Source organism: Kitasatospora cheerisanensis KCTC 2395 (assembly GCF_000696185.1).
Taxonomy (GTDB): domain Bacteria; phylum Actinomycetota; class Actinomycetes; order Streptomycetales; family Streptomycetaceae; genus Kitasatospora; species Kitasatospora cheerisanensis.
Map to the genome: position 1 here is coordinate 301,704 of NZ_KK853997.1, position 21,297 is coordinate 323,000.

19 protein-coding genes are annotated in these 21,297 nt (G+C 72.4%); 7 read left to right on the plus strand and 12 right to left on the minus strand.

Annotation, left to right across the window (positions count from 1 at the left end):
• Window positions 1–246: 246 nt before the first annotated feature.
• The 3 genes from KCH_RS01535 (at window position 247) to KCH_RS01545 (ending at window position 3,487) form a co-directional block, all read left to right on the plus strand.
• Entirely contained in the window at window positions 247–1,614 is a 1,368-nt protein-coding gene (locus KCH_RS01535) for a magnesium transporter MgtE N-terminal domain-containing protein (RefSeq protein WP_035870438.1), read from the plus strand.
• A complete protein-coding gene (locus KCH_RS01540; protein WP_244305085.1) occupies window positions 1,611–3,017 on the plus strand; it encodes an NRAMP family divalent metal transporter in 1,407 nt (468 codons plus the stop codon). The genes KCH_RS01535 and KCH_RS01540 overlap by 4 nt, the downstream gene beginning before the upstream one ends.
• Before the next feature lie 164 nt (window positions 3,018–3,181).
• On the plus strand, window positions 3,182–3,487 hold the full coding sequence (locus KCH_RS01545) for a DUF2087 domain-containing protein (protein WP_051652619.1): 306 nt from the start codon (window positions 3,182–3,184) through the stop codon (window positions 3,485–3,487).
• On the opposite strand, the gene KCH_RS01550 is transcribed toward KCH_RS01545, so the two are convergent.
• Window positions 3,469–4,596 carry a serine hydrolase domain-containing protein gene (locus KCH_RS01550; protein ID WP_035858299.1) on the minus strand — a complete coding sequence of 376 codons (1,128 nt, stop codon included), beginning with the start codon at window positions 4,594–4,596 and terminating at the stop codon, window positions 3,469–3,471. The two genes, KCH_RS01545 and KCH_RS01550, sit on opposite strands and share 19 nt — an antisense overlap.
• Window positions 4,597–4,860: 264 nt before the next feature.
• On the opposite strand from KCH_RS01550, the gene KCH_RS01555 reads away from it, so the two are divergent.
• Complete coding sequence (locus KCH_RS01555; RefSeq protein ID WP_035858301.1) at window positions 4,861–5,421, plus strand: dihydrofolate reductase family protein; 561 nt, start codon at window positions 4,861–4,863, stop codon at window positions 5,419–5,421.
• Window positions 5,422–5,496: 75 nt separating this feature from the next.
• Here KCH_RS01555 and KCH_RS40735 read toward each other — a convergent pair whose 3' ends face one another.
• Complete coding sequence (locus KCH_RS40735; RefSeq protein WP_157031828.1) at window positions 5,497–6,504, minus strand: DUF6777 domain-containing protein; 1,008 nt, start codon at window positions 6,502–6,504, stop codon at window positions 5,497–5,499.
• An 879-nt stretch (window positions 6,505–7,383) separates the two neighbouring features.
• Between KCH_RS40735 and KCH_RS01560 the strand changes: the two genes are divergently transcribed.
• The gene (locus KCH_RS01560; RefSeq protein WP_279635819.1) at window positions 7,384–8,925 is read left to right on the plus strand and encodes a streptophobe family protein; all 1,542 of its coding nucleotides are present in this window, start codon (window positions 7,384–7,386) and stop codon (window positions 8,923–8,925) included.
• A 266-nt stretch (window positions 8,926–9,191) separates the two neighbouring features.
• Here the strand turns inward: KCH_RS01560 and KCH_RS01565 are convergent, their stop codons facing one another.
• The 4 genes from KCH_RS01565 to KCH_RS01580 all read right to left on the minus strand — a co-directional run bounded on the left by KCH_RS01565 (window position 9,192) and on the right by KCH_RS01580 (window position 15,439).
• A complete protein-coding gene (locus tag KCH_RS01565; RefSeq protein WP_051652621.1) occupies window positions 9,192–11,072 on the minus strand; it encodes a M1 family aminopeptidase in 1,881 nt (626 codons plus the stop codon).
• A 267-nt stretch (window positions 11,073–11,339) separates the two neighbouring features.
• Window positions 11,340–12,302 carry a serine/threonine-protein kinase gene (locus KCH_RS01570; RefSeq protein ID WP_157031830.1) on the minus strand — a complete coding sequence of 321 codons (963 nt, stop codon included), beginning with the start codon at window positions 12,300–12,302 and terminating at the stop codon, window positions 11,340–11,342.
• Entirely contained in the window at window positions 12,299–13,027 is a 729-nt protein-coding gene (locus tag KCH_RS43170; RefSeq protein WP_208865907.1) for a hypothetical protein, read from the minus strand. The genes KCH_RS01570 and KCH_RS43170 overlap by 4 nt, the downstream gene beginning before the upstream one ends.
• A 3-nt stretch (window positions 13,028–13,030) precedes the next feature.
• Window positions 13,031–15,439 (minus strand): FHA domain-containing protein, encoded by a 2,409-nt coding sequence (locus KCH_RS01580; protein WP_035858304.1) that lies wholly within the window; start codon window positions 15,437–15,439, stop codon window positions 13,031–13,033.
• Between the two features lie 145 nt (window positions 15,440–15,584).
• Between KCH_RS01580 and KCH_RS01585 the strand changes: the two genes are divergently transcribed.
• Window positions 15,585–15,863 carry a hypothetical protein gene (locus KCH_RS01585; RefSeq protein WP_035858306.1) on the plus strand — a complete coding sequence of 93 codons (279 nt, stop codon included), beginning with the start codon at window positions 15,585–15,587 and terminating at the stop codon, window positions 15,861–15,863.
• A gap of 64 nt (window positions 15,864–15,927) precedes the next feature.
• Here the strand turns inward: KCH_RS01585 and KCH_RS36625 are convergent, their stop codons facing one another.
• From KCH_RS36625 to KCH_RS01605, 5 genes are all read right to left on the minus strand, one after another.
• Entirely contained in the window at window positions 15,928–16,758 is an 831-nt protein-coding gene (locus KCH_RS36625) for a hypothetical protein (RefSeq protein WP_051652622.1), read from the minus strand.
• Window positions 16,755–18,440: a serine/threonine-protein kinase gene (locus KCH_RS01595; protein WP_063750248.1), complete on the minus strand. Its 1,686-nt coding sequence runs from the start codon at window positions 18,438–18,440 to the stop codon at window positions 16,755–16,757. The genes KCH_RS36625 and KCH_RS01595 overlap by 4 nt, the downstream gene beginning before the upstream one ends.
• A 220-nt stretch (window positions 18,441–18,660) precedes the next feature.
• Window positions 18,661–18,951, minus strand: coding sequence for a dsRBD fold-containing protein (locus tag KCH_RS01600; RefSeq protein ID WP_051652623.1), 291 nt, complete (start codon window positions 18,949–18,951; stop codon window positions 18,661–18,663).
• Window positions 18,948–19,121, minus strand: a complete 174-nt coding sequence (locus KCH_RS40740; RefSeq protein WP_157031831.1) for a hypothetical protein — start codon at window positions 19,119–19,121, stop codon at window positions 18,948–18,950. The genes KCH_RS01600 and KCH_RS40740 overlap by 4 nt, the downstream gene beginning before the upstream one ends.
• 59 nt (window positions 19,122–19,180) lie before the next feature.
• Entirely contained in the window at window positions 19,181–19,684 is a 504-nt protein-coding gene (locus tag KCH_RS01605) for an HD domain-containing protein (RefSeq protein WP_035858309.1), read from the minus strand.
• A gap of 79 nt (window positions 19,685–19,763) precedes the next feature.
• Between KCH_RS01605 and KCH_RS01610 the strand changes: the two genes are divergently transcribed.
• The gene (locus KCH_RS01610; protein ID WP_035858311.1) at window positions 19,764–20,399 is read left to right on the plus strand and encodes a nucleoside/nucleotide kinase family protein; all 636 of its coding nucleotides are present in this window, start codon (window positions 19,764–19,766) and stop codon (window positions 20,397–20,399) included.
• A 24-nt stretch (window positions 20,400–20,423) separates the two neighbouring features.
• Here the strand turns inward: KCH_RS01610 and KCH_RS01615 are convergent, their stop codons facing one another.
• The gene (locus tag KCH_RS01615; RefSeq protein WP_035858312.1) at window positions 20,424–21,215 is read right to left on the minus strand and encodes a DNA-formamidopyrimidine glycosylase family protein; all 792 of its coding nucleotides are present in this window, start codon (window positions 21,213–21,215) and stop codon (window positions 20,424–20,426) included.
• Between the last annotated feature and the right edge of the window lie 82 nt (window positions 21,216–21,297).

Sequence of the window (21,297 nt, forward strand, 5' to 3'; positions counted from 1 at the left end):
TCCCGACGCCGGCCACCGCAGCGGACGGCAGGTCTGCCACCGGGCAGCACTGCCCCCGAGTGGTGGGCCCTGGCCGGCCGGTCCGGTCCCGCCTGAGGCTGGTCGGCGCACTGGCCGAGGTCGGCTGCCGTCGGCCCCGGGGACGGCGGACGCCGTGTCCGGGCACGAGCCCCGACCGACGTGCACGAGGAACTGTCCTGATCCGCCCGTCCGCCCCGCCTTGCCGGGGCAGAGGGGGTGTTCATCATGGCCACCAACACACTCTTCAATTCGACCACCGCCAGGCTGCGCGACCGGCGGATCAACCTGAATCGCCGCGCCACCGCCAGCCGGGCAGTCCGTTCCTCCCTTGTCTCGTTGGCGGGCTTGGTCGGAGCGCCCGTCACCAACCAGGCCGGCGCCGAGGTGGGGCGGCTCGCCGACGTGGTCGCCCGGTTGTACGGGCCCGACCCGTACCCGCCGATGACCGGCCTGATCCTGCGGATCGGCAGCCGCCGTGCCTTCCTCCCGGCCGGTGCGATCGGGCGCCTGGCCGCCGGGCAGGTGCAGTTGCGCGCCTCCCGGATCGATCTGCGGGACTTCCAGCGCCGCCCCGGCGAGGTGCTGTTGGCCCGTGACGTGCTGGACCATCAACTCGTCGACGTGGACGGTGTCCAGGTGACCCGCGCCGCCGATCTTTACCTGGCACCGCTGGTGGGCCGGGTGGTCCTGGTCGGCGTGGACGTCTCACTGCCGACGCTGGTGCGCCGGCTCGGTCCGCGCCGTTGGCAGGCCCGGCCGACGCCGGACCGGGTCCTCGACTGGCAGTCCTTCGCCCCGTTCGGCGAGCAGGCCACCGACGGACCGGCGGAGGTCCGGCTGCGGGCCTCCCGCTCCGCCCTGCACCGGCTCCGCCCCGCCGATCTGGCCGACATCCTGGAGGACCTCGGCCGCAGCGAACGCCAGCAGTTGCTGGGCTGGTTGGAGCCCGAGCAGGCCGCGGACGCTCTGGAGGAGATGGAGCCCGCCGAGTTGGAGAACCTACTGCGCGAGGCCCGGCCGGAACACGCCGCCCGGCTGGTCGACGAGATGGAGCCCGACGAAGCCGCCGACGCCCTGCGCGACCTGGCGCCCCGTGAGCGGGAGACCCTGCTTGCGCGGATGCCCAGCGAGGAGGCCGACGAGCTCCGTGGTCTGCTCTCGCACCGTGAGGGCACTGCGGGCGGCGCCATGACGACCCGTCTGGTCACCGCGCGCTTGGAGCAGACCGTGGCCGAAGTCCGCGCCGACCTCGCCGCGCAGGCCGAGCACCGCACCGAGATCGACGCCGTGGTGGTGCTCGACGCCGCAGATCGACTGGTGGCCGATGTGCCGCTGTTCGACCTGGCGGTCGCCGAGGACTCCGCCAGGGTCTCCGATCTGGTGGCCTGGCTTGCCCAGTTCGGCGCACCGGTGACGCTCTCCCCGGAGACCCGGCTCGCCCAGGCCGCCGACCGCCTGGTGGCCGCCCGAAAGTCCTCCCTCCTGGTGGTCGGCGAAGACGAACGGCCACTGGGCCGAATCCTCGCCGACGACATCATCGACGCCCTGCTGCCCGAGCGCGGGCGCCTGCACTTCCGGAGGTTCCTCCAGTGAACGCCCGCACCGACCTCAGTGCCGCCAACTCCGCCGGCCTTCAGGATGCCTCGACCCCGGCCGACACCTCCGACACCTCGACCCCGGCCGACGTCACCGTTGCCACGCTGGAAGCCGCCAGCACGGTCTCCGGGCCGGTCGCCGTGCCTGCACCGCGGCAGGGCCGCCGCCGCGGACTGCGCCGGATCGCCGCGCTGGCGATGATCGCCGGGCCCGGTCTGGTCGCCGCCAACGCCGGCAACGACGCTGCGGGCATCGCCACTTACGCCTCGGCCGGATCCCAGTTCACCTACGGCACGCTGTTCTTCATGGTGCTGGTGACCATCGCTCTGGTGATGGTGCAGGAGATGGCCGTCCGCCTGGGGGCGTACACCGGCAAGGGCCTCGGCGCCCTGATCCGCGAGCAGTTCAGCCTCCGGTTGACTGCCCTGGCGGTCGGCTGCCTGCTGCTCGCGAACACCGGCCTGGTCGTCAGCGAGTTCGCCGGCATCGGTGCGGCGTTCGACCTGCTCGGCATCCCGAAGTGGGCGGTCGTCCCACCTGCTGCGGTACTGCTGTGGGCGCTGGTGCTGTTCGGCTCCTACCGCTGGGCCGAACGGATCTTCCTGGTGATGTCGCTGGCGTTCTTCGCTTACCCGATCGCGATGATCCTCGGACACCCGCGCTGGGGTGAGGTCGGCAAGAGCCTGCTGGTGCCGCACCTCCAGCCGTCCAGCGACTTCATCCTCCTTGCGGTGGCGCTGATCGGAACGACTGTCAGCCCCTACATGCAGTTCTACGCCGCGGCCGGAGTGGTGGATCGGGGGGCGAAGCCGGAGGAGTACAAGCTGATCCGGGCGGATGCCGTGCTCGGCGCGGTGTTCGCCTGCCTGATCAGCCTGACCATCATCGTGGCCACCGCTTCGGCGATCGGCGGCACCGGCCCGCTGCAGTCCGCGGCCGAGGCTGCCCGGGCCCTTGAGCCGGTGGCCGGACCGGGCGCGGAACTCCTCTTCGCGTTCGGGCTGCTGGGAGCTTCGGCCTTGGCAGGCGCCGTGGTTCCGCTGTCGGCGAGCTACGCGATCGGTGAGGCCGCAGGGGTCGAGCGCTCGGTCTCCCGACGGTTCCGCGACGCACCGCTGTTCCTCGGAGTGTTCACCGCGCAGATCGCCCTCGGCGCGATCGTGGCCCTGACCCCGGTGGACGTCATTCAGTTGCTGATCGGTACTCAGGTGCTCCAAGGGCTGATCAGCCCGATCGTGCTGGTGTACCTGCTGGTGCTCACCAACCGCCGCTCGCTGCTGGGTGAGGCCGCGAACAGCCGCCGGTACCGGATCGCCGCGACCACGGTGGTGGCCGGGGTGGCGCTGATGTCCACGATCCTGCTGGTGCAGACCGTCCTCGGCTGGTGCGGCCTCGCCTGAGCCAACGCCCTGCCAGCACCGGGACAGCAACGCCCGCAACCAGGCCCACCGTCCTTTGGTCATTCGCATGCTTGTCCTCCTCCTACGTGACGCCGGCCGCCCACCGGCGTCACTCATGGAAATCGGGTTGTCCGCCTCGCAATCGCCCTGCGAGGCTCTGCCTCATGTCCGTCAACGAAACACCGGCCGACCTTGCCGCCTTCTTCACCGAGGGCCGGCTGACGTCGATCCCGCGCAAGCCCGCCCGTCGCACCGCCCTGCTCGACCACCTCGCGCAGTCGCTCTTCGAGCCCGACCGCTCGTACAGCGAGCGCGAGGTCAATGACGCGCTACTCACCGTCCATGCCGACACCTCCATGCTTCGCCGGTACCTGATCGAGGCTCAGCTCCTGACCCGCACCCGGGACGGGTCCAGCTATCGCCGGGCGGTTCCTCCCGCCGCGTCGTCGGATCAGCCGCCGGCCGCGTAGCGCCAGAACTCCCGCATCAGCGGCGGCGGTGTGGGGCCGGTCATCTCCCGCTGGGTGAGCAGGACGGTGATCAGCCCGGTCGTCGGGACCAGGTGGGCCGCCGTGCCCGTGCCTCCGACCCAGCCGTACCGGCCGGGCACGTTCCACGGCTCGCGCCGCTCCACGTCCACCGAACCGCCGAAGCCCCAGCCCTGGCCTTCCAGGAACAGTTCGCCGGCTGCTCGCTGCTGCTCCGTCAGGTAGTTGGTGGTCATCTGCCAGACCGCGCCCTCGGACAGGACGTGCCGCCCGTCCTCGGCCCGCCCTCCGGTGACCAGCATCCGCTGGAAGGCGAACACGTCGTCCAGCGTCGACACCAGACCGCCGGCTCCTGAGGGGAACGCCGGCGGGGTGCTCCACTGGCCGTCCGGTGGGTCTGCCACGGTCAACGACCCGTCCGGGTTCGGGCGGTACAGCGGGCTGAGTCGGCCGGCCTGGCCCGGTGGTGGGGAGAATCCCGTGTCGGTCATCCCCAGGGGTTCGAACAGCCGCTCCGCCAGCGCCTCGTCGAGCGGCTGGCCTGTCGCCCGCGACACCAGCACGCCCTGGATGTCCGAGCAGATGTTGTAGAGCCACGCCGTGCCGGGCTGATGGAGCATCGGGATTCGGGCCAGTGCCGCCAGCCACTCGTCCGGTGGCAGCACCTTCTGGGGCTGGGGCGGGCCTTGCAGCAACTCGCTCACCAGCGGCACCAGCGCCGGCAACGTGAAGTCCTCCGAGAATCCGTAGCCCGCCCGGGAGTCGAGGACGTCCCGCACCGTAATGGGCCGCTCGGCCGGCACCGTGTCCGACAAGGGCGCCCTCGGTGTCCGCACCACCCGGCGATCGGCGAGCTCCGGCAACCAGTGCTCCACCGGGTCGTCCAGGCCGAAGACACCGTCGTCGACCAGCTGCATCACTGCGGCTGCCATCATCGGCTTCCCGATCGAGGCGATCCGCACCAGCGACTTCCTGGTCAGCTCGCCCGCCTCGGCGGTCTCCACTGAGCCGCCACGCGCCACCAGAGCCACCGCTCCCGGCACCGTGCCGTCCGCAACCCGACGCTCCAGCATGCTCTGCAGCTCACGCATGTTGATCCCCTTTCAGGTCCGGTGCCTGTTCGCACCTTTGATCGGTCCTGCCTCGAGTGTTCCCGGCTGCTCCGAGCTCCTCTCAAGCCGATCGGATACCCCTTCCTCACCAATCAGTTGACGTCCCATCAGCCAATCGGTTGACCCGGATGTCAACCTCTCGGAGATTTCGCTTTCACGAGCCCGAAAATCGGTTACGACGCGCAGAGACCCGGGTACCTTGGCGGACACCACATTGATCGCCAAATGTCCCGGGAGGCACAGATGTCCCAGCTCGTCCTGATGATGTCCGTCTCCCTCGACGGGTACTTCGAGGGGCCCGACGGCGATCTCGGCTGGCAGTTGGTCGACGACGAACTGCACGAGCACTTCAACCGCAGGCTGGCGGCAATGAGCGGCTTCCTCGACGGTCGAGTCACCTACCAGCTGATGGCGGACTATTGGCCGACCGCCGACCAGGATCCGGCCGCCACTCCGCCGATGATCGAGTTCTCCCGCATCTGGCGCGACATGCCGAAGACCGTCTTCTCCCGCACGCTTCACCACGCCGGCTGGAACACCACGATCGCCCGCGCGGTCGAGCCACAGGCGATCGCCGCTCTCAAGGGCCGCTCCGCGTCCGACCTCGCGGTCGGCGGCGCCGTCCTCGCCGCCGAACTCCGCCGGCTCGACCTGATCGACGAATACAGCCTCTACGTGCACCCGGTGGTGCTCGGCCGCGGCCGACCACTCTTCCCACCCTCCGACACCCGCACCGACCTGGTCCTCGCCGAAACCCACACCTTCGAAAGCGGCGTCACCATGCTCCGATACCTGCGCCACTGAGACACGGCGGTCCCCAAGGGCAAGCTCATCGCCTTCGCCTACCGAACCACAGGGTCAGCCGACCGAACCACAGCGTCAGCCGACCGAACCGCTCCCGGCCGCACCCGAACTCCCATGCCCCGAGGGCGCCGTACTGGGAGGCGACGAGGCGGGCGCGGAGCCCGGCCCCGATCCCGGCGAGCTCTTTCCGGAGGGTCCCGAGGCTCCGGACGAGGGCGACCCGGCCGACGGACCGGTCGACGGACCCGCAGGCGACTTACCGGACGGCGAGCCGCCACCCGACTTGCCCGGCGAGGACGCCGAACCGGACGCGCTTGGCTTCGCGGAGCTGTCCGATCCGCCCGTCCCGCCCACCGGTCGGTCGAACTGACTCCCGGTCGCCTGATCGACCAGCACGATCTGAGTGACCGGCGCGGCCGCCGGTTTCACCGTCACCACACCGTTCGCCTGGAAGGAGGTCCACCCCGTGCCGGTATAAGTGCCACCCGAACCGTTCGGCGGCAGCAGCGGGTTGCCACACGCACAACGAACCCGCGGCACACCCTGGTTGTCGACCAGGACAGCCGTGCCGGACTGCAGAACGGCTTGGTAGGCGGTCGCCTGGCCGTCGTGGTAGCCGTGGTTGGTCACGCGCGTGTCCTGCCGCAGCACCACCGGGGTGAGGCCGTGCAGGTAGCCGTCGATCTGCGAGTTGTCGATGCCTTCGACTCCGGCCCAGGCCCGGCCCTTGTCGGCGTTCTCGGTCAGGTAGCCGGAGAGCTTCGGGACGTCACAGCTGGCGACCTCCCTCGTACCGCCGTACAGGCCAGGTGTGCCACCGTCCACGGTCCCACCGGCCGCGGGAGGACTGGCTGCGCCCGATGCGGTCCCGTTCCCTCCGCTCGGCGACCCGCTCGACCCGCTCGACCCGCCTTGACCCGACCCCGCGGCGTAGGCGACGGATCCCGTGAACGGATCCTGGCCGGCGGCGGCGACGGGTTGGAGAGCCACGTTCTGTCCTGACCCACCACCGGAGGAGCCACTGCTGAGCACCACACCCAACGCCACCCCCAGCCCGGCGACGACCACGGCGGTCGCCAGCACCGGCCCCTTCCGCCACCAAGGCCGGCCACCTCCCCCGTCGCCGTCCCCACTCCCACCCTCCAGCACGCGCCCGCCACCGCTGGGCGGCGACGCCCCAGCACCGGACGCGTCCGACGACCGCACCTCGCCCGAGGACTGCGTCCCGTCCGAGGGCTGAGCACCGCCAGACTGACGCTGGCCGCCTGCCGACAGCGGACCGGACGGCGGACCGGCAGGTCCCGCTCCGCCCGAGGACGACGGCGGCCCTGCCTCGGCTCGGGGCCCGAATCCTGGCCCGCTCGCGGAGTCGGACCCGGCCCCGACAGGGAACCGCCCGTTCCGCGACTCGCCGACCCCTCGCGCTCGACACCCCGTCCTACATCCTGCGAATCCGACCGGCCGGGCACCCGCCCGCCTGGCACCGACCCACCAGGCGCGGACCCGCCTGGCATCTCTGGAGGAGGCCCAACTGTCCCACCCGCCAACTCCGTCGGGGGCTCCACACTCGACGGTTCGTACCTCCCGTCCGACGTCCCGCCGCCCTGCGCAGTCCGTCCGGATCGCGCCGCCCGGTCGGAGTCCTGCGTGCCCGTCTGTCGCCCCGGGCTCACGTCCGAATCACCGACTACCTCCGTAGGAGGCCCAGTTGTTCCGCTCACCAGCTCTGTCGGAGGTCCCGACGATCCCGCACCTGACGCTCCGTCAGGCTTCGCGTCCGGCTGTGACGGTTGCGTGCCCGTCCGCTCGGGCGAAGGCTCTCTCACCACCTCCGTCGGGGAGCCGGGCGGTCCTCCCACCACCTCGGTCGGCGGCCGGCCGACTCGCCCGCCACCTCGGTGGGGCTTTGAGGCGGCGGAGGCTCGCTGTTGCTCTCGTTGTCCGGTTCTTCGGGTTGCCGAGATGTCGGCTGCTCAGCCACGGGACTGCCTCCCGGTCGGACTCCCCCGAGACCACACTGCGCATGCACCATTCTCCGCCCGCATCGTCGAGCCCGCCGCCTCGTATCCGTCCGCAGCGACAAGTCGCCGTACGTGGCGGGCTGTCCGAAGCTGGAAAGGTTGGCCCGTCACGGGCGGCCACCCGCACGGGCCTCTGCTCGAAGGGCCGGTGAGTCGTGTGACGCCTGCTGCCGCTCCCTCGCGCCGAAATGGCAAGCCCCGCCCGGTGCTGCCCACCTGGGTCGCTGTGGCGGTGACCACACTGGTGACCGTCCTCGGCACTCTGGTGGCGATGGCAGCGGTGGCCGCGCTCGGGCTGTGGTTGGCGCATGCCGATCGGCTGCCCGGTAGCGGATTCGGGTCGGCGCTGGCCGCCACGGTGCTGCTGTCCATGGGGGTGCCGGTCCACCTGGAGGGCAGCGCGCTCTTCGGGGCGACTGCCCACGGCGGGGTAACGGCCGTTCCGCTGTCCGCCACGCTGGCCGGGGCACTGGCCGCGGCGTTCCTGTTCCTGCATCCGCTGCCCCGGCAGGCTGTGGCGGGCGGTCGCGCCCTGCTGGCGCGCGTACTCGCACTGACGGGGTGCTGGACGGTTGTGGTGCTCCTGCTCACCATGGCGGCGCGGCACAGCTTCACGGTGTCGACAGGCGATCCGCTGATCGACCGGATCGGCGGCGCACTGGGCTTGGCCCCGGTCGTGGGATTCCAGGTGGATCCCGGCCCGGCAGTGGGTTGCTCACTCCTGTGGCTGGCCGTGGTCATGGCACTCGCACTGGCGGCGTCACGCCGAGCGCCGGTTCCCGCCCGGTGGGCAAGCTGGCACGGCGCCCTGCGACCGACCGTGCACGCGGTGCTGTCTCTCCTGCTGCTGTACGTCGGTCTGGGCCTGGTCGGCGGGCTGGTGGCGGCAGCAGCGGGCGACGAACCGAGGGAGACGCTCGCGGTGGTGTTCCTGGGTCTGCCGAACCTGGCCTGGCTGGCACTGGGACTCGGGATGGGTGGTTCCTGGCACGGGCACGTGGCCGGCAACCTCGGGCTGCCACTCCCGGATCCACTGGCCGCGGTGCTGCACTCCGGCAGGGACGTGACGCTGGATCTCGGCTCGCTGGCGCAGCAGAACGGCTGGGTGTGGCTACTGCTGCCGGTCGCCGCGCTGCTTGTGTTGGCGACGGGTGTGGCGGCCGCAGCACGGTCCGATCCGCTGCTTCCGGCCTGGCGGATGGCCCTCCGGCTCGCCTCGGTGTTTTGCCTGGCGATGCTGGCGGTCGGCCTGCTGACGCGAGTCTCGGCCGTGTACGAGCTGTCGGCGCTGGGCCTGAGCGGCACCGGCTCGAACGAACTGGCCCCGGACCTGCTCACGCTCGTCCCGCTGGCCGCCGGTTGGGGTGCCCTCGCGGGATTCCTCGGCGGGGTGCTCGCCCCACGCCTGGTCAATCGCCGGCGGTCCGCAGAACGACGCGACCCCGCGCGCCGGGCGGCATCCGAGGGCGAGGCACTGCGTTGACCGAGAAGCGAAGCACAGGTGGCTGCGGCGGGACAGGTCGCCCCCGCCCGTCCAGTGGAGTTCCGGACCGGACGGGCGGGAACGACAACGGCCGTTCGGCCGCCACGTACTCGGCTGTCGACTGCTCAGCCGTCAGGTGCTCGGCCATCGCGCGCTCGGCCGACGAGTGCCCCGCTGCCGAGTGCCCGGCTGCCGAGGCCTTCGAGGCCTTCGAGGCTGTCGATGTCGAGTGCGCAGCCTCCGCCGATCACTCACCCTGCGGGCGATCAGCCGATCCGGTGCTGGGTCCAGAACGAGGTCAGGTCCACGGTCGTCGCGGCCTGCGCGGCGGCCTTGAACTCGGCGGTGGTGGAGATCCCGTACCAGTGCGCTGCCGCGTAGTCGTGCAGCAGCGTGGTCATCGCGGCGTCGCCGATGGTGCGGCGCAGGTCGTGCAGGGCGCACTTGCCGTAGTTGTAGATGACCGTCGAGTAGCGGGAGGAGTTGGCGTCCCAGTAGGCCATCGAGTTGGTGATCTTCTCGGCGGAGGACGCCCAGGAGACGCTGCTCCAGCAGTTGGTGCCGGTCTTGCCGAGCGCGAGGTCGGTGGCGTAGTCGGTGAACGCCTCGTCCAGCCAGGGGCTGTTGTACTCGTCGTCACCGACGATGCCGTACCACCACTGGTGGCCGATCTCGTGGGTGAGGGCGGTGGTGGAGACCAGGTCGAGGACGAAGCCGGGGTACTCCATGCCGCCGAACCAGTAGTTGTTGTCGATCACCGCGTCGAGTTCGCCGTAGGGGTAGGCGCCGAAGCGGGCGGCGTGCGAGTCGACGGCGGACTTGGCGGTGCTCAGCATGGACTGCGAGTCGGCGGAGCTGATGCCGCTGACGGAGTAGATGTTGACGGCGACGCCGCCGGGCGAGGTGCCGGAGATCTTGCTGAACGGGCCGGCCGCCCAGGCGAATTCGCGGACCTTCTTGGCGGTGGCGGTGGTGACGGTCCGTCCGCTGGTGCCGGGGGTGTCCACGGAGGTGCCGGTCGCGGGGACGAGCAGGCTGCTCGGGTGGTCGAGGGTCACCGTGTAGTCGGATGCCAGCGTGTAGAAGGACTCGCCGTTGTTGGTGTACGGGTCCAGGTGCCAGCCGGCCGCGTCACGGACGGCGAGCACGGGCAGCGCGTTGCCGATGTTGGCGAACGCGCCGTCGCGTCCGAACCGGTCCGCGCCGGAGGGGACGGCGATGGACAGGTCGAAGCCGACGCTTCCGCTCGCGCCTTGGGCGAGCGGCGCGGGCAGGGTGACCTTGAGCGCGGTGCAGCCGACGGTGAGCGCTCCGGCGGTGCCACCGGTCAGGTTGCTGACGGTGATCGGCGTCGTGGGGCAGCTGCCGTGGTAGTTGTCCCACAGCCGCAGGTACACCTCGGTCAGCGGGGTTGCCGAGGGGTTGGTGAAGCCGATGCTCTGGTGGCCCGTCCAGTTGGCGCCGGTCGCGTCGCTGGTCAGGTTGACGGTGTATCCGGTGGGTGCGGGGGTCCGGGTGGCGTCGGTGGTGGGCGGCGGCGTGGTGCCGTCGCCGGAGACGTCGAGCGCCACGTCGTCCAGCACGAAGCTGGTCTGCAGCCCGGAGTCCTCGACCCCGCTGAATGAGACGCTGACGGTCTGTCCGGCGAAGGCGGAGACGTCGAAGGTCTTCTTCACGTAGCCGGCCGCCGCGTCCAGGTTGGAGTAGGTGGCGAGGGTGGTGGTGCCGATCTTGGCGGTGAGCTTGTCGTACGCCGTGGTCTTGGTGGTCTCGGCGGTGTCCACGTGCAGCCAGAAGCTGAGGCTGGCGGTGGTGCAGCCCGCGGGAAGGGTGACGGTCTGCGCCAGCGAGTCGGTGTGGGCCGACCCGTAGCCGTTCAGCCAGGCGAAGTACGTTCCGCCGTGGGCGCTCTGCCCGCCGCCGCTGGTGACCACGCCGCTGGACGAGGTCCACGGCGTGGTGCCGGACTCGAATCCGCCGTTCGCCACCACCTGGGTCGCCGTGCAACTCGCGGCCGCCACGCCCTTGGTGCCCTCGGCGGCCTGCGCGGTGGGGGCAGTCAGGGCTGCGGTGCCGGCGGCCACGAGCACGGTGGTGCTCAGCAGCGCGGCGGCACGGGTGGCGAGGACGCGGAGTCTGTCGCTCATCGGTGCTCCTCTCGGTTGCCAGGGTCTGTGGGGGCCCTGGCCGAGGGGCAGATTGCCAGCAAACTCAAAGGATTGATAGGTGCATGCCATAGATCGTTACGTCGCACCCTACGAATCATCAAGCACGGTGGGCCACCGGCAACTTGGTCGAATCCACCCGGAGCACCGGCTACACCGCCCCCGTGTCGAACGGTACCCGTGGGACCACCGGGACTCCTGGTGCCACTCGAACCGGCCGAACCGGCCTGCGCTGTCCCGCCGCTGGCGTCAGCGCACGCCGCCCGGGTCGAACACCGGCCGTGCCCACGCGGGCGGCAGCGGCGGCGCCTGGCGCAGCCGTCCGGGCCGAGTGCCGGAAGCCGCCCGGAGCGCCGCGACGAACTCCAGGCAGCTCCCGTACCGGGCCTCCGGCCGTTTCGCCATCGCCGTCCGCAGGACGGCGCCGACGCCTTCGGGAAGGTCCGCGCGCTGCTCCAGTACGTCCGGCGGCGGGTCGTTCAGGTGCGCCCAGAGCAGCGCCAGGTCGTCGTCACGGCGGTACGGCGGGCCGCCGGTGAGCATCTCGTACACCACGCAGCCCAGGCTGTACACGTCGCAGCGGCCGTCCACGGGCTTGCCGGAGATCTGCTCGGGGGCCACGTAGTCCAGCGTGCCGACGAACTGGCCGACGCTGGTCAGGCCGGTCAGGGACAGCGACTTCTTGGTCAGCCCGAAGTCGGTGAGGTAGGCGTGCTCGGGGTGGTCCGGGTCGGTGCCCTCGGCGATCAGCACGTTGCCGGGCTTGACGTCGCGGTGGACGAGCTCGTGGGCGTGCGCAGCGTCCAGGGCGCTGGCCACCTGGACGGCGATCCGCACGACCTGGCGTGCCGTCAGCGGGCCCTGCCGGTCGAGCAGGCTGCGCAGGTCCCGGCCGCGGACGTACCGCATGGCGATGTACAGCACCCCCTCGACCTCTCCCGCCTCGTACACCGGGACGATGTTCGGGTGGTCGAGGGACGCCGCGACCCGGGACTCCCGGACGAAGCGCTGCCGGAAGGTCTCGTTGCGGGCGAGTTCGGGTGCCAGCAGCTTCACCGCCACCGTGCGGCCGAGCCGGAGGTCCTCGGCCCGGTACACCACCGCCATGCCGCCCCGGCCGATCACGTGCTCCAGGCGGTACCCGGCCAGCGTCCGCCCAGCGAGTTCGCCCTGCTCGGCGGCGGCCAGCGATTCTTCCCCGGGCACTGTCAGCTCCGCCCGTGCTCAGCGACGTCCCGAACCGCGCCGTCCCACACCTCGGCGCCCGGGCCTCCCCACTCCGCTACCCGGCCCGCCCCGGAATGCCCCTCCCCACCGCGGCCGCCACCGCCCGTCACACCACCCCTGCCCAGCTCACCACCCCTGCCCGCCCCACTACCCCCGCCTGGCTCACCACCCCTGCCGGACTCACCGCCCACGCCCGGCTCCTGGCCCCCGCCGGAGTCGCGTTCCTCCCCCTCCGCCACCGCGTAGCTCTGCACCTGCGCGGCGTCGCAGTAGTACCAGCGCCCCTGGTCGAGGTCGAGCAGCCAGGCGGAGGTTCCGTCGATCACCGCGCCGAGCCGCAGGTCGCGGGTGCGGTCGCGAAAGGCCTGCAGGTCGATCCGCCCGGCGGCGTAGTCGTCGAGCAGCCGCCGGTAGCTGGCGAGGCCGCGTTCCAGGGTGGCGAGCAGCGGGCGCGGGTCCTCTCCGGCGGTGAGCGGGAGGCCGGCAGTGGGCGGGCGTTGCGGGAGGGCGACCAGCAGGCGGCCGTCGACCCACGCGGTCCAGCCGTTGGAACAGACGATCCGGGCCCAGTTGCCGTTGGCTTCGGCGAGGACGACCGGCAGCAGCGGGTCGAGCGGGAGGCCAACAGCGGCGGGGTCGGGGCCGGTCCAGGTGGGCATGCCGTCGCCGGGGACGACATGGGTGGGCCGGAATCCGCCGGGGGTGCCCATGAGCTACCGCCGCATCACGGCCGGTTCGTGACGGCGCAGCAGCCGGGCGACGATCAGGCCGTACAGCACGGCGAGGGCGACGAGCATCCCCATGTCGAGCAGCCAGATGCCGGGCCGGTGGGCGAACAGGGGGTCGTCGGTGAGGCTGCCCGGAACGATGGCGTGCAGGTCGATGGTGGAGGCCATCGCGCCGAGCGCCCACCTCGACGGGACCAGCCAGGAGAGCTGGTTGAGCACCGGGATGTGGTCGAGTTGCAGCAGTGCCCCGCAGAACACCACCTGGATGATGGCGACCAGGACCAGCAGCGGCATGGTCACCTCTTCCTTCTTGACCAGCGCGGAGATCAGCAGCCCGAGCATCATCGCGGTGAGCGAGAGCAGTGCGACGGCGAGGGTGATCTCGACGAGCGGCGGAAGGAAGACGCCGCTGCCGCCCTGCGGTCGGAGCCGGACGCCGACCAGCGCGACCATGGTGAGCACCACCGACTGAACGACCGTCACCGTGCCCAGCACGACGATCTTCGAGCACAGGTAGGCCGATCTGGACAGACCGACGGCGCGTTCGCGCTGATAGATCGTCCGTTCCTTGACGAGTTCGCGCACCGCGTTGGCGGCGCCGGTGAGCACGCCGCCGACGCACAGGATGAGCAGCGCGTTGAGGGCGGTGTTCTGGTCGAGTCGGCTGCCGGCCAGGGCGTGCGCCATCGCGCCCATCACGAACGGCAGGGCGATCATCACGGCGAGGAAGGTGCGGTCGGCGGCGAGGGCGCTGGCGTAGCGCCGGCAGAGCGTGCCGACCTGCTTGCGCCAGCGTCGCGGTTTCGGCTTGGCGGCGGGTGTCTCGGCGGCCGCCGGCAGTCGGGGTTCTTCCCCCGACGGGGCGCCGGCGGGCGGCCGCTGGCCGGCAGGCGTTCGCTGCGCCGCGGACCGGGCGACGTACTTGCGGTAGGGCACGGATTCGCGGAACTGGCCGGCCCAGTCGCGGTCGGTCTGGTTCTCGAACGCCTCGAAGGCCTCCGGCCAGTGCGCGTATCCGAAGTGGTCGAGGGTTTCGCCGGGCGGCCCGTACCAGGCGATCCGGCCGCCGGGGGCGAGCAGCAGCAGCCGGTCGCAGAGGTCGAGGCTGAGCACGCTGTGGGTGACCACGATGACGGTTCGGCCATCGTCGGCGAGGCCGCGCAGCATCTGCATGACGGAGCGGTCCATGCCGGGGTCGAGTCCGCTGGTGGGTTCGTCGAGGAACAGCAGGGACGGCTTGGTGAGCAGTTCGAGGGCGACGCTGACGCGCTTGCGCTGGCCGCCGGAGAGGCTGGAGATGACCTGGTCGCTGCGGGGTGCGAGGCCGAGTTCGTCGATCACCTCGGTGACGCGGGCGGCGCGTTCGGCGGGCGCGGTGTCATCGGGGAAGCGCAGTTCGGCGGCGTAGGAGAGGGCCTTCCGGACGGTCAGCTGGGTGTGCAGGATGTCGTCCTGCGGAACCAGTCCGATGCGCTGGCGCAGTTCGGCGTAGTCGCGGTACAGGTCGCGGCCGTCGTAGCTGACGGTTCCGCGGTCGGCGGGGCGCAGCCCGGTGAGCGCGTTGAGCAGGGTGGATTTGCCGGCGCCGCTGGGTCCGGCGACGGCGAGCAGGCTCTTCTGGCCGACCGGGAAGGTGACGTGGTCGAGCAGGGTGCGGTCGCCGTCGACCTGGACGGTCAGGTCGGAGACGTCGAGGTCGATGTCACCGGTGTCGACGAATTCCTGGAGTTCGTCGCCGACCAGGCAGAACACCGAGTGTCCGATACCGACCAGGTCGCCGGGCCCGACGGGCGCCCGGAGCACGGGCTGGCCGTTGAGGTAGGTGCCGTTGTGGCTGTCCAGGTCGGCGATCTCGTAGCGGCCGTCGGCCCGGGCCCGTAGTTCGGCGTGGTGGCGGGAGACGGACAGGTCGCCGAGCACGAGGTCGTTGTCGGTGGCGCGCCCGATCCGGAAGACCTTGGTCGGCAGCGGGCGGACGCTGGAGGGCGGTCGGAGCGAGCCGGTGATCGCGGTCAGCGCGGACGGCCGGCCGGCCGCGGCTGCGCCGGGCAGCGGATGGACGGCGGTCGGCCGGGGGATCTCGCTGAAGGTGCAGCGCGGTCCGTCGGCGGGGCTGCCGAGGCAGAGCACGGTGCCGGGTTCGATCTCCAGGTGGATGATGCGTTCCCCGCCGGCCCAGGTGCCGTTGGTGGAGCCGGTGTCGTCGACGATCCAGTGGCCGTCGCCGGCGTGCAGCCGGGCGTGGTGCCAGGAGACCCGGGGGTCGGTGAGCACGATGTCGCTGGTGGGATCGCGCCCCAGGGCGTAGGTGCGGCTCGGGGTGATGACCGTCGAGTCGCCGCCGGTTTCGAGGACCAGTTTCGGCGCGGTGAGCGCTGCCTCTCGCTCTCCCATATGTCGATGCTATTCCTGGAATCGGGCACCCGCCCGGGGGGCGGTTTTCGGCCTTCCGGGTGACAGTGGAAGACGGTCGCCACGGGTTGGGTACCTGTGGGGTCGGGACCGAGCGGCCCGTAGGGCGGCGGATGGGAGCGGGTTTGTGAACACCTGGGCAACCTGGACCACGCAGGGCATTCTGTCCGGCCACGGCGGCGTGAAGACCGTGGAGATCGGCGTCATCACCGGCGATCTGACGGTGCACACCATGTGGATCGAGGGCGAGGCGCGGTTGACGGTGCAGTACAGCGGTGCGCTCGACTGGTTCACGGTGGAGGGCAGCCCGGTGCCCGCGGCGGACGAGGCGGCGGCGCGCGAGGTGCACCAGCGGATGGTGGAGGCCGTGAAGGAGGGCGGCGGCGCGGCGGCGCCGCAGGCCTGAGCTTTCGGAACCCGGGCCGCGGCGCAGGCAGGCGCGCGGCCCGGGTTTCGGCACGCCCGTGCGCCTACGGGCAGCGGTAGTCGAACACGGTCTCGGCGTGGGCCCCGCCGCCGGGCTTCAGCACTTCGAGGCGTGCGGTGGCCGAAACCTCTCCGTGCCCCTGGAACGTCCAGTGCAGCGCGACCTCGGTGCGCCGCTGCCCGGAGGGGACGCGCTGGGTGATCGGTCCGGAGTCGGTGCCGTCGCTGCGGATCCAGCGGTAGGTGAGGTCGCCGGCGCCGCCGTCGGTCTCCAGCGTTCCGGTGATCACGGCGGTTCCGTCGCAGCCTGGCCCGGCCGGGTCGCTGCTCGCCGTCACGCCCACCACCGCGACCGGGCGACCGTGGCGGTCCCACAGCAGGTAGCCGAGCAGCACCAGCATGATCACCAGCGGCACCAGCAGCCACCGGTCCCACCGCCGCCCCGGCTTCGGCCGCTCCGGCGTCCCGGGGACGTCCTCGCCCCGCCACACGGCGGCCGCCCGCGGCGGTACCCCGGGCCCGAACCGCCGCAGCCCGTCCGATGGCACCGCCGCCGGTCTCACGGTCGCGCCGACGTCCAGCGGCTGCGTCCGCCCGGGATCGATCGGAGCGGTCGCCTCCGCGGCAACCGCTTCGAGCCGGACGGTCTCCTCAGCAGACGGCACGGCGAGCCGAACGGTCTGCTCCGCAGCCGCCTGCCCCGCCGCGCGCAGTTGCACCGTCCGCCCGTCGTCGCCGCGGCCGTCTGCGGGGCGTCCGGCGGGGCGCAGCTGAACGGTGGTGTCGATGGCCGGGGTTGACGGTCCGTCGGGCGCGGTGGCCCGGCGGCGGACCGGGCCGAGGACCAGTCCGGTCTCGGGCGGGAGCTCGGTCATCCTGCTGCTCCTCTCAGCGGGGGCGGGCAGATCAGGAGGTACGGCCCGGTGGTGGCCGAGCTGCCGGCGGCGGGGCTGGTGGTGACGGTGACGGTCCCGTGCCGGTGACCGCAGGGGAAGGTGAAGGAGCTCGTCACGGTGGTGGTTCCGGCCGGGACGGGGCCGCCCGGGGTGGTGCCGATGACCGCGCCGGTGTCGGCGTCGCGCCAGGTGAAGGTCACGGTCGCGGTTCCGGTGCCGGCGGTCCGGACGGTCACCGGGACGTAGGCGTTGAGGGTGGTGCCGCTGGGCTTGACGCCGATCCTGCCGAGGGTCACCGCGATCGGTGCCGCACTGCTCGGGCTGGACACCGGCGTGGGCACCGGCGTCGATGTGCCGGGGGCGGAGCCGGCAGGGACGGAGCCGGTGGGGTCGGCCGGCGGGGAGGGTTTCGGCGAGGCGGCCGGCTTGGTCGCGCTGTTCGAGGGCGTCGGCGACGGCCCGGTCGTGGCGCTCGCCGACGGCACGGGCGAGGAAGCGATCGCGGCGCTCGGGTCGGCGCCGGTCGACGGCTCGGTGGCCGGCCGGACGCTGGTGACCGCCCCAGGTGCCGTCACGGCTCCAGGCCCGCCGCCGGGGTCGGCGGCGGCGACAGCGGTGAGCGCCCCGGCGGCCAGCACCAGCGCTCCGACGGTGGCGACCAGCTGTGCGCGAGCCCGTCGGCCGGGGTGGCGGCCCGGCGGCCCGGCGGGCAGGACGGTGGTGGCGTACGTGGTGCCGCCGAGGGCCGGTTCGCCGGCCGAGGGGAGCAGCAGCGGCAGCAGGGCGACCAGGGCGGCCAGCCGTCGCCGTCCCTTCTCCTCCCAGTCGGCGCCGTAGGCCGCGCCGGCGGCCGCCTCCAGTTGTCCGATCAGGGCCTCGGCGCCGACGGGCCGCTGATCGGGGAGCTTGGCGAGGCCGGCCCGGATCAGCGGGCGGAGTGCTTCGGGCGCCTGGGTGGCGGGGATCTCGGCCTCGGTGTGCTGGACGGCGAGTTCCATCAGCGTGGTGCCGGCGTAGGGTTTGGCGCCGGTGAGGCACTCGAAGAAGGTGGCGGTGGCGGCGTACACGTCGGTGGCCGGGGAGGCGGGCTTGCCGGCCCACTGCTCGGGTGCCATGTAGGCGGGCGTCCCGGCGACGGCGCCGGTGGTTCCGGTGCGGACGGCGATGCCGAAGTCGACGAGTTTCGAGGTGCCGTCGCGGGTGACCAGCACGTTTCCGGGCTTGTAGTCGCGGTGGACGACGCCGGCCCGGTGGGCGGCGGCGAGTCCGAGCAGCGAGCCCTTGAGGACGAGCAGGGCGGCTTCGGGGCCGGTGCCGCCTTCAGCCTTCAGCAGTTCGCGCAGCGAGATGCCGTCGACGAGTTCCATCACGATGGCCGCGCCGTGCGGGCTCTCCACGTACTCGTGGAGGCGGGTGACGTGCGGGCTGTCGAGGGCGGCGAGCAGTTCGGCCTCGACCCGGAACGCGGCCTGGTCGGGGTGGTTGCCGAGCAGGTACTTGATGGCGACCGGGGTGCCGGTGGGCCGGTGGTGGGCGAGCACGACCCGTCCGGACGCGCCCACGCCGAGTTCGCGCCGGTGGGCGTAATCGGGGAGTTCCCAGTGGGCGTTCCGCGCCGGCCGGTCCGCCGGTCTGCTGCCCGGGTGCTGCTCGTTCGTCACCGCGTCCACCCCCGGGTTCCCGCGCGCTGCGGCGCGGCCCGTCCGTCCTCTGCGGTCCGCGCGGGTGCGCGGCCACCGGGAGTGACGCACGTCCGGCCCGGTGGGTTCCGGGCCGGACGCGGTGGTGGGTCACGATTCGGCTGTTTCGCACACTGATCTGTTCTACGTACCGGTAGCTGCTCCCTGCGACGGTCGACGCCCGGCCACCGGTGGCGGCCGGTTACGGTGTGTCGCGGCGGCGGGCGGCTTCGACGGCCTCGGCGGCGGTCGAGCCGCGGTGGATCAGCTGCTGGCCGAGGGCGGCCAGGGCCCGTCCGACGGCGAGTTCGTCGCCGATGGCCGGGTCGGCGGGGTCCTGGGCGCTGCGGTGGGCTTCGGCGTCGACCTCGATCAGGTTGACTCCGGTGTCGAGGACGGCGTGCGCCTCGGTGAGGTCGCCGACCTCGACCAGCCGCAGGCGCACGTTCCATTCGCTGACGTGCGGTTCGGGGACCACGGCGCGGGCGCTCACCGCTGTTCCTCCTGCTGGAGCGGTTCGGCGACCCGGTCGCCCTCCGCCTGCGACTCCTCCCAGGCGTGCATGGTCTGGTAGGAGGTGATGCCTTCCTCGGGGTCGGCGGCCCGGACGTCGTCCTCGTCGCGCCGTGCCTTGTCGTCGAGCCTGCCGTTCATCTCGGACATCCTGGGCTCCTCGCTGTCGAACCCCCGCTGCTCCTTCCAGCGTGCTCCCGCGCGCGGCCTCAGTCGAGTTCGGCCAGCAGTGCGGGGTTGACGACGGCGAGGACGGTCCGCAGGTCGGACTCGGCGACGGCCGGCCACAGCACGGCCCGGGCGTCCCGGTAGCGCTCGGCGAGCCGGGCGCGGTCCGCCTCGGGCAGCTGGGCGGCGCGGTCGGCGCGGGAGTTGTGGGCGTTGTCGGCGATCTTGACGAGGGTGGCGGCCTGGTCGCCGACGATGTCGAGCAGCATCGTCCGGTAGTCCGTCCCGGGCTCCCGGGTGACGCGGCGGACGGTGGCGACCACGGCGGCGGGAACTCCGGCGGCGAGGAGTTCGTCGGGGCCGGTGGGGGTGTCCTCCAGCACGTCGTGCAGCAGGGCTGCCATCTGCAGACCGGTGCCGAACGCGGCGACGCCCGCCGCCACGGCGCGGACGTGCTCGATGTAGGGGACGCCGATGCGGTCGTGCTGTCCGGCGTGGGCGCGGGCGGCGAGGGCGTCCACTTCGGCGAGAATCGGCGACGGCACGACGGGGGTCCCCCTCGGATGAGCGACGATCAGGTGTCGGAAAATATAGTCCGGTTGACGGAGAGGGAGTGATCGTCCGGTGCGGGTGACCCCGATCTCCCCGGAGCGCCTGGTCGGCCTGCTCGCGGAGCGGATCCACCGGCTGCCCGGCGACCCGAACCGCCGTCTGCGGGTGGCGGTCGACGGCGCGGCCGCCGCCCGGCCGGGCGAGCTCGCGGATGCGCTGGTGGAGCCGCTGCGGCTGCTCGGCCGGCCGGTCCAGCGGGTGTCGGCGGGCGACTTCCTGCGCCCCGCCTCGGTCCGCTTCGAGTACGGCAAGCAGGACCCGGACGCCTTCCACGACCTGTGGCTGGACCAGGGCGCGCTGCTCCGCGAGGTCCTCGATCCGCTGGAGCCGGGCGCGGACGGCCGGATCCTGCCGACCTTCTGGGATCCGGCCACCGACCGCGCCACCCGGGCCCGCTACCTGGAGCTGCCGCCGCGCGGCGTGCTGCTGCTGGACGGCCCGTTCCTGCTCGGCCGCTGGCTGCCCTTCGAACTCACCGTGCACCTCACCCAGTCCCCGGCCGCACTGGCCCGCCGCACGCCCGCCGAGGACCACTGGACGCTGCCCGCCCACGAGCGCTACCGCTCCGAGACCGACCCGGCCGCGCTGGCCGACCTGACCGTCCGGGTGGACGACCCGCGCCACCCGGCGCTGGTCGAACAGGACTGACGCGCCGTCAATGCCCGCCCGCCGTCAGCCGGTCGGCCCCGGGCCGCGCTGGCAGCGCGGGCACCAGTACGCGGCGCGGTCCTGCGCGTGGGTGCCGGTGCGGATCGGCGTCCCGCAGCGCACGCAGTTCCGGCGGGCGCGGCCGTACACCCAGTGCTGGCAGCCGGGCCGGGTGTCGCCGGTGGTGATGTGGCCGGGCCGCAGCTTGTTGGCGTCCAGCAGCTGGTGCGCCCGGTGCAGCAGCCGGTCCAGGTCGGGCAGTTCGGCGACCGGCAGCCAGGGCGTCACCCCGGCCAGGAAGCTCAGCTCGTTCGCGTACACGTTGCCGATGCCGGCCAGGTTCCGCTGGTCCAGCAGGGCAGCGCCGACCGGGCGCTGCGGGGCGGCGAGCAGGCGGCGGCGGACCTCGGCGACGTCCCAGTCCGGGCCGAGCAGGTCGGGGCCGAGGTGGCCGACCACCCGGTCCTCCTCGGCGGTGCGCAGCAACTGCACCACGGGCAGCCGGTAGCCGACCGCGGTGCCCTGCTCGGTGCCGAGGATCGCCCGGATCTGGAACGCGGGCCCGCTGCGCCAGCGCTCGCCGGGCCGGAACACCTGCCAGCGGCCGTCCATCCGCAGGTGGGTGTGGAGCGTCACGCCGCCCTCGAACCTGGTCAGCAGGTGTTTGCCGCGCGGCACCGTCTCCAGCACCCGGCGGCCGGTGAGGTCGGCCGTGGCGTGGGCGGGAACGCGCAGGTCGGCCACCGTCAACACGCCGCCGGCAAGCGCGTGGTTGAGCTGGTTGGCGACGCGGTAGATGCTGTCTCCTTCGGGCACTCCCCCATCATGCCGCGCGCCGCCGACACCGCGCCGCGGCCCCGCCCGGGCGTCTCTGCTGACAGGCAATTCCCTGGTCGGC

Bases quoted from the DNA above. Each gene is read 5' to 3' on its own strand.
- KCH_RS01535 (WP_035870438.1), top strand. From the start codon at position 247: ATGGCCACCAACACACTCTTCAATTCGACCACCGCCAGGCTGCGCGAC.
- KCH_RS01545 (WP_051652619.1), top strand. From the start codon at position 3,182: ATGTCCGTCAACGAAACACCGGCCGACCTTGCCGCCTTCTTCACCGAG.
- KCH_RS01550 (WP_035858299.1), bottom strand. From the start codon at position 4,596: ATGCGTGAGCTGCAGAGCATGCTGGAGCGTCGGGTTGCGGACGGCACG.
- KCH_RS01555 (WP_035858301.1), top strand. From the start codon at position 4,861: ATGTCCCAGCTCGTCCTGATGATGTCCGTCTCCCTCGACGGGTACTTC.
- KCH_RS01560 (WP_279635819.1), top strand. From the start codon at position 7,384: ATGTCGGCTGCTCAGCCACGGGACTGCCTCCCGGTCGGACTCCCCCGA.
- KCH_RS01565 (WP_051652621.1), bottom strand. From the start codon at position 11,072: ATGAGCGACAGACTCCGCGTCCTCGCCACCCGTGCCGCCGCGCTGCTG.
- KCH_RS43170 (WP_208865907.1), bottom strand. From the start codon at position 13,027: ATGGGCACCCCCGGCGGATTCCGGCCCACCCATGTCGTCCCCGGCGAC.
- KCH_RS01580 (WP_035858304.1), bottom strand. From the start codon at position 15,439: ATGGGAGAGCGAGAGGCAGCGCTCACCGCGCCGAAACTGGTCCTCGAA.
- KCH_RS36625 (WP_051652622.1), bottom strand. From the start codon at position 16,758: ATGACCGAGCTCCCGCCCGAGACCGGACTGGTCCTCGGCCCGGTCCGC.
- KCH_RS40740 (WP_157031831.1), bottom strand. From the start codon at position 19,121: ATGTCCGAGATGAACGGCAGGCTCGACGACAAGGCACGGCGCGACGAG.